The organism is Sphingomonas sp. CFBP 13733 (genome assembly GCF_014841795.1).
Classification (GTDB): Bacteria; Pseudomonadota; Alphaproteobacteria; order Sphingomonadales; family Sphingomonadaceae; genus Sphingomonas; species Sphingomonas aerolata.
This window is the reverse complement of the sequence record NZ_JACYUP010000004.1, coordinates 744,401-751,064: the sequence shown is the minus strand read 5'-3', so window position 1 is coordinate 751,064 and position 6,664 is coordinate 744,401. Positions and strand designations below refer to the sequence as shown.

At 63.4% G+C, this 6,664-nt stretch carries 4 protein-coding genes; 3 read left to right on the top strand and 1 reads right to left on the bottom strand.

Going from position 1 to position 6,664, the window contains the following annotated elements; all coding sequences use genetic code 11:
- The first annotated feature begins 320 nt into the window (after positions 1–320).
- On the top strand, positions 321–1,145 hold the full coding sequence (locus IFT71_RS16110; RefSeq protein ID WP_192141999.1) for a Crp/Fnr family transcriptional regulator: 825 nt from the start codon (positions 321–323) through the stop codon (positions 1,143–1,145).
- Between the two features lie 178 nt (positions 1,146–1,323).
- Here the strand turns inward: IFT71_RS16110 and IFT71_RS16105 are convergent, their stop codons facing one another.
- The gene (locus IFT71_RS16105; protein WP_244654957.1) at positions 1,324–4,158 is read right to left on the bottom strand and encodes a TonB-dependent receptor; all 2,835 of its coding nucleotides are present in this window, start codon (positions 4,156–4,158) and stop codon (positions 1,324–1,326) included.
- An 873-nt stretch (positions 4,159–5,031) separates the two neighbouring features.
- Here IFT71_RS16105 and IFT71_RS16100 point away from each other — a divergent pair.
- Together IFT71_RS16100 and IFT71_RS16095 are read left to right on the top strand one after the other, a co-directional pair.
- Positions 5,032–5,682 (top strand): carbonic anhydrase, encoded by a 651-nt coding sequence (locus IFT71_RS16100; protein WP_031394264.1) that lies wholly within the window; start codon positions 5,032–5,034, stop codon positions 5,680–5,682.
- Between the two features lie 170 nt (positions 5,683–5,852).
- Positions 5,853–6,653: a class I SAM-dependent methyltransferase gene (locus IFT71_RS16095; RefSeq protein WP_031394265.1), complete on the top strand. Its 801-nt coding sequence runs from the start codon at positions 5,853–5,855 to the stop codon at positions 6,651–6,653.
- Positions 6,654–6,664: the final 11 nt, after the last annotated feature.

Sequence of the window (6,664 nt, the reverse complement as noted above, 5' to 3'; positions counted from 1 at the left end):
TTGTTTGCGACCTCAGCAACCAGACCGTGTGGCCGTTCGCTGCGGTGACACCCCTCTAGGGCCCATCCCCAATCCCGTCAAACCCAAATTTCACTTTTATGGCAATTTTTGCGCCCTGGCGCGTTCTGCGCCCCCAACGGCGCGGAACAGGGTCCGGCCGGCGATATTGTACGAGCCCGGCCGCAGGAACGACGCGATCCAAGTGCGTTGCCACTGAGCGGGATCAGGATATTCCATAAGTCGAGCGATTCGAACGGTGAGCCGAGCGCATCACACCCTTTCCCGGTCATCCCCCGCAGAGGCGTTCTCGTTCCTACTTGATGACCAGCGTCTTATCCGAACATCGCCCCGGCAGCACCTCAGGCCCACGCGCGTCTTTTGCGACGCGGAGTCCCGCGGCGGACAAGCTCGTCCGGAAGCTGCGCGACCGGCACCCCCTGTCGGTTGCCGAGGAGGTCGCGCTTAACACGTTGCTTGCGGCCAAGGCCGGACCGATTTCCGGGAGAACGGTGTTGCTCGACCGGGGGATGCAGCCAAGCGGGATCCATGTCCTGCTTGACGGCTGGGCGTGCCGCTACACGATGCTCGTCGATGGGCGCCGTCGGATCGTCGCCTTTTATCTCCCGGGCGATGTCTGTGATTTCGACGTCTTCCTGCTGGCGGGGATGGACCAAACGATCGCCGCGATCACCCCTGCACGCGTTGCGGTGGTCGATGCCCCGATGCTGGCCGGGCTTGCGATCGACCACCCGCTCCTGACGCAGGCCCTGTGGTGGGAATCGCTGACCGCCGCCGCGATCCAGCGCGCCTGGACGCTCAATGTCGGGCAACGCAGTGCCAAACAGCGAATCGCACATCTGTTGTGCGAGCTATATCTGCGAATGGACCGGGTTGGGCTCGTACAGGACGGCAGCTGTGCGCTGCCGTTGACCCAGTTTCATCTGGGGGATGCCTGTGCGCTGACGTCCATCCACACCAATCGTGCGCTTCAAGAGCTGCGCCGTGACGGCTTGCTGTCGCTCGAGGCCCGACGCCTGACGATCCACGACTGGCCGGCGCTGGTCGACCTGGCCGCGTTCGACCCCGCCTATCTCCAACTGTCCAAAGAGCCTGGCACGTCCGGCGATCGTGCGGCCCTTGGCTAAATAGCGACCCGGGTGGCGGTCGGCTTCTTCATAGAGGTCCAGCAAAGGCGGGGTTGCCGCTCCGGCGCGCCACGCCACCCCGTTAAGCCATGAACGCCCGCTCGCCACAGAGCCGTCTGCAGACAGGCGGTCTCCGGGCGAGCGAGACTAGGCGCGGCCTATTTAACGGCCGCCAGACCTACAGCCGGAAGGACAGCGACGCGACATAGGTCCGCCCGTTCTTGTAGAAGGCCGTGGGCCGATCGGGCGTCGCGTTATACTGGCGATAGGTCTCGTCGAGCAGGTTCTGCGCGTTGAGCGACAGCGTGACCTGCTTGGTCAGATTGAACCCTGCCGACAGATCGAGCTGGTTATACGCGGCGACCATTTCGCGCGAGCCGAGACGGCCAATCGTGCGGAAATACTTCGTCCGGTAATTGTAGCTCAACCGCGCCTGGAACGGTCCGCTTTCGAAATAGGGGATCACGTTGACGGTGTGCTTCGACAGATAGGGAAGGTTGAGATCGGCGCCCGACGCGTCGGTCGAGGAGGTCGTGCTGTCCTGATAGGTATAATTCGCTTGGAGCCCGAACCCGCCCCAGATCTCGCTCTGCCCGGAAACGAGGATCCCGTTCACCTTCGCCTTGCCGCCGTTGATCGGCTGCGAAACGCTGTAATTGTTCTCCAGCCGCCCGGTCAGCGAATTGAACAGCGTCACCCCCTCGGTCCGGGTCGTGATGATGTAGTTGCTGATGTCGCGACGGAAGGCCTCGACCGCGAGCAGGCTGCCCGGACGCGGGTAGAATTCCGCGGTCAGCTCGTAATTGGTCGACTCATACGGCTTCAGATTGGGATTGCCGCCACCCGCATCGCGCGTCGTATCGTTTTGCGAGATCGATGCCGCCAGATCCTGATAGCGTGGCCGCGAGATCACCTTGGCGACCGCACCGCGGAAGATGAGCGACGAACTCGCCTCATAGGCGATATTGAAGCTCGGCAGGAACTTCAGATAGTCGGTCGATGTCGTCGTCGGGGTCGGCACGGGGTTGGGGTTGGCCGCCGTCGACAGCGTCAGCGCGTAGTCCGAAACGTCCTTGGTATAGACCAGCCGGCCGCCGATATTGCCGCGAAAGCCGCTCTGTTCGAAATTGAGCTGCGCATAGCTCGCCGCGACGGTTTCCTTGACCCGGGTCGACGCGCCGATCTTGCGGATCAGCGGCGAATTGATCGCATTGGCCAGGATGTCGATCACCGACTGTTCGGACAGGTTCAGATACTGCGTCGCGTTGCCGAGCCCGCCGCTGCCGCTGAATGTGCCGTCCGGAGTCGACGCGGTCGGCACGTTGAGCTGCGATGCGAGCTGGGACGTGGTGAGATAGGTGTTGATGCCGCGGCCGTCGATGCGGTTGACATGGTCGGTGACGCGCGCGCCTAGCATCAGCTGCGTGAACGGCCCGAACGAAACCGGGATCGTCGCATCATAGCCGCCGAAGATGTCGCGATCGGTCGTCACGCTGTAATCGAGGCCGCCGATCTGCGCGGCGTTCAGCTGCGTGCCGCCGACCAGCACGGGGCTACCCTCGATCTGTGCGGGATTGTTGTTCGGGTTGGTGAAGTAGTTTGCGGGGTTGGTCGGATCGCCGGTGAAATTGACCGTCGCCGTATCGTTGGTGAAGGCATAGCTGAACGGCAGTCTGGTCTGCACGTTGAACAGATATTCGGGATTGCGCCCGCCCCTCGCCCGGCTCCAGCCGCCTGCAAACGACACCTTGGCGCCGTCATCGCCTTCCCAATCCGCGAACAGGTTCAGATTGTCAGTGGTCAGCTTGGTCTTGCGGACGAGCGTGTCGAGCTGCGCACTCTGACTCGTGGCAGCACCGAAGGTCGCGGCGTTGACGACCCCGTTGCTGATATTGGCCGACTGCAGCACGTTGCCCGTCCAGGCCCCGGGAATGGTGTACATCGACTGGCTGTAATTGTCGTAATTGCCATTGATGTGCAGGCCGTTGAGCGTCAGCGTCAGCTCCGAGCTGGGGCGGTACTGAACGGTGCCGGACACGCTCTTGCGCTCGCGCGTCTGCTGGAAATAGGCATAGTTGATGCCGAACGGCGATGCGGCCTTGTAGAGATCCGCAATCGTTCCGCCGGTGATGGTCGCACCCGGGCTCTTCAGACTGAGCGTGCCGTCCTGCGCGCGGTTGACGAACGGGCTGTTATAGGTGCCGTCCGCATTCGCCGCGGCATTGTCATAGCCGAAGAATTCCACGCCGGCGCGCGTCAGGCTCTGCTTGTCATAGGTCGCGGCGACCAGCACACCGAACGTCTCCGCATCGTTTTTCCAGCTGTACAGCCCCGAGCCGCGGACATTGCCCTTGTCCGAACGGTCGTTGTACGAATAGCCGCCCGACGCGAAGATCGAATTGGCCTTGAGCTCGAGCGGCCGGCGGGTGCGGACGATGACCGTGCCCCCGAGGCTCCCCTCCTCGATCCGCGGTTCGGGCGACTTGTACACCTCGAGCCGGTCGACGAGTTCGGGCGCGAGCAACGAATAGTTGAAGGTGCGGCTCGACGGGTCATTGTCGTTGCCGCCCCAATCCGCCGATGCGAGCGCATGACCGTCGAGCAGCATCCGGTTCAGTGCGGGATCGGTACCAAGGATGGCGACCTTCTCGCCCTCGCCAAAGCGCCGATCGATGCTCACGCCGGGGATGTGCGACAGCGATTCAGCGACGTTGCGGTCGGGAAACTTGCCGATCGCTTCGGCGCTGATCACGTCGACCACGGCATTGGCCTCGCGCTTGACCGCGATCGCGCTACGCAGGCTGCCGCGGATACCGGTGACGACGATGTCGCTGTCCGCGTCCCCCGAGGGGGCGGCCTGCGTGGGGGGTGTCTGCGCGGATCCGGGCTGCTCGGCGGCGGCTGGCGGGGCCGATGACGGCGCGGTTTGTGCGCCCGCAGGCGCGATCAGCCCGGCGATCGCGCTGGCGACCACGGCGGTGGATGCGAGCAACATCTGCTTAGGAAAAACCATTGGTCAAAGCCCCTTTTCATAGGCGCCATCGCGCCATCCCGATGCAGCCCATGCCTGCACCCGTAAATCCCGCGAATCGCCCGGTATTCTTTTGGTAGCCAGGTCGATGTCTAGGCGTCGCTACCTATATCAAATTCATTTTCCGAATCTAATGCGAAAATTACCTTTTTATTACCAATTCTGGGAGGGACGCATTCCAGTCCGGCGGTTGCCCCGTGGCTGCGGACCTGACGCCAGCAAGGCCCGGGCCGAGTTCGTTCGACAAGGCAAGACGCGTCAGCGCATCAATTTGCCAAGGTACTCCACGTTTCGGAAGATGGTGTCAGTCGCGAGCCGAAGACACATTCCTTTTCCCGTCGAGGGACTTGCCCACGCTTACTGACAGGCGCTAGCGCATCATGACCCCGGCAGCTGACGCCAAGATCGACCGCAGCGGATCTAATACTCGCTTAGGCTCGCGAGGCATCCGTTGGCGAACCCCGAATAAGGGCAACACTCCGTACCAATATAGGATGTTTGCGGCGTCCACTGAGCCATGCGGTTTGTGAGCGGCGGGTGTCGCTACCAGCCCCAGCGAAAGCGCTGATCAGGCGAGCGCAAAATATCCTCGTAGCGCAATGCTGCGCGCGGCAGCGCCCTGTCCATGGCGCCGGAGCCCCTGCCCATGGCATAGGGCCTGACCAACCCCATGGTCGCGCAATTCCTCCGTGCGGGGGGCGTGCCTACGATTCCCCCGTACCTGCGCCACTCGCGGGGCAGATCGCTCGCCCTATCGCAGGATCGGCAGTGTTGCGGGCTTCCCGGGGAACCGCTCGCATGACAAGGGGTTTCTGAAATTGGCCGTTTTGGCCGTATCCCGGGAGACGATACACAATGACTGATTTTGCCGATCTTGTAGATGGATACCAGCGGTTTCGGACGTCCGACTGGCGCCGCCAGCATGACCGTTGGGAGAAATTGAAAGTCGGACAGGAACCGCGCGTCATGGTGATCGCCTGTTCGGACAGCCGGGTCGAACCCGCGCAGATCTTCGACACGTTGCCTGGTGAGATGTTCGTCGTCCGCAACGTCGCCAACCTCGTTCCGCCGTTCGAGACGGGCGGCGGCTATCACGGCGTTTCTGCCGCGGTGGAATTTGCGGTCACGCAGCTCAAGGTCGGCGAGATCGTCGTACTCGGCCATGGCCAGTGCGGCGGCTGCAAGGCGGCGCTCGCAGGCACGTTCGACAAGGCAGAGCGCGGCCAGGGTGGCTTCATCAGTGACTGGGTGCATCTGCTCGATGGCGCACGCGAGTCCGTCGCCAAGGATCATGCCGATCTGAAGTCTGAAGAGGCTCGCGAGGCGATGGAGCAGGCTGCCGTTCGGACGTCGATTGAAAATCTGCGGACCTTCCCGTTCGTCCGCGATGCAGAGGCTGCCGGCGATCTCGAGATCCGCGGCGCGGTGTTTGCGATCGACGACGGCATTCTGCGCGTGATGGACGAGGATGGCGGGTTCACGCCGGCTCAGCCCCGCGCGGACTGATGCCGAGGCCGGGCCGGCGAAAGTCTCGTCGGCCCGGCGCATCTTTACTTCAAACCTTATCTGCTGGCCGCTGCGAGCTCTCGCAAATGGTCAGGGGAAACCGAGACTGTAGGCGGGTTGCGGCCCGTCAGATTAGGGCGCTATGTTGCTGGCTTCTGACTGGAGGTCCTATGACGCGCCTTGCCTTGGTTATCGCTGCCGGCCTGTCGGCCGCCACAGCGGCGTATGCCGCACCCGATCCCGCGCCGAGCGCCGCTCTCGTCGCGGCGACCAAAGCCGGGACGCGAACGCCCGCGACGATCGCTCGCGACGCTTTCCGCCACCCCGCCCAGACGCTGGCGTTTTTCGGTGTGAAGCCTGGTGACACGGTCGTCGAGATCTGGCCCAGCGGCGGCTGGTATACCGAGATCCTTGCGCCCTATCTCGCGGCCCGCGGCACGCTTTATGCCGCTGCGCCGAGCGAGAAGGGTCTCGCAGCTGTCCGGGCCAAGCGCCAGGCGATGCCCGAAGCCTATCGCGCGCTGCGCTATGCCATGTTCCCGGCAGTCGCCGGCCAGCCGACCGTTCCCGCAGGCTCGGCGGACGTCGTGCTGACCTTCCGCAACGTGCACAACTGGCGGTTCGGGGCCGCCGATCAGACCCAGGCCGCGTTCGACCAGATGTTCGCGATGCTCAAGCCCGGCGGCACGCTTGGCCTTGTCGAACACCATCTGCCCGAAGCATCGGGCAAGATCGAGGAAGGCAAGAGCGGCTATATGAAGCGGTCTTCGGTCATCGCCTATGCCACCAAGGCAGGATTCAAGCTGGCAGGCGAGAGCGCGGTGAATGCGAACCCGAAGGATACGCATGACTATCCCAAGGGCGTGTGGACCCTGCCGCCCAATTACGCCGAGGGCGATGTTGGCCGCGCGCGCTATGCCGCGATCGGCGAAAGCGACCGGATGACGCTCAAGTTCGTCAAACCCCGTTGATCGCCGCGCAG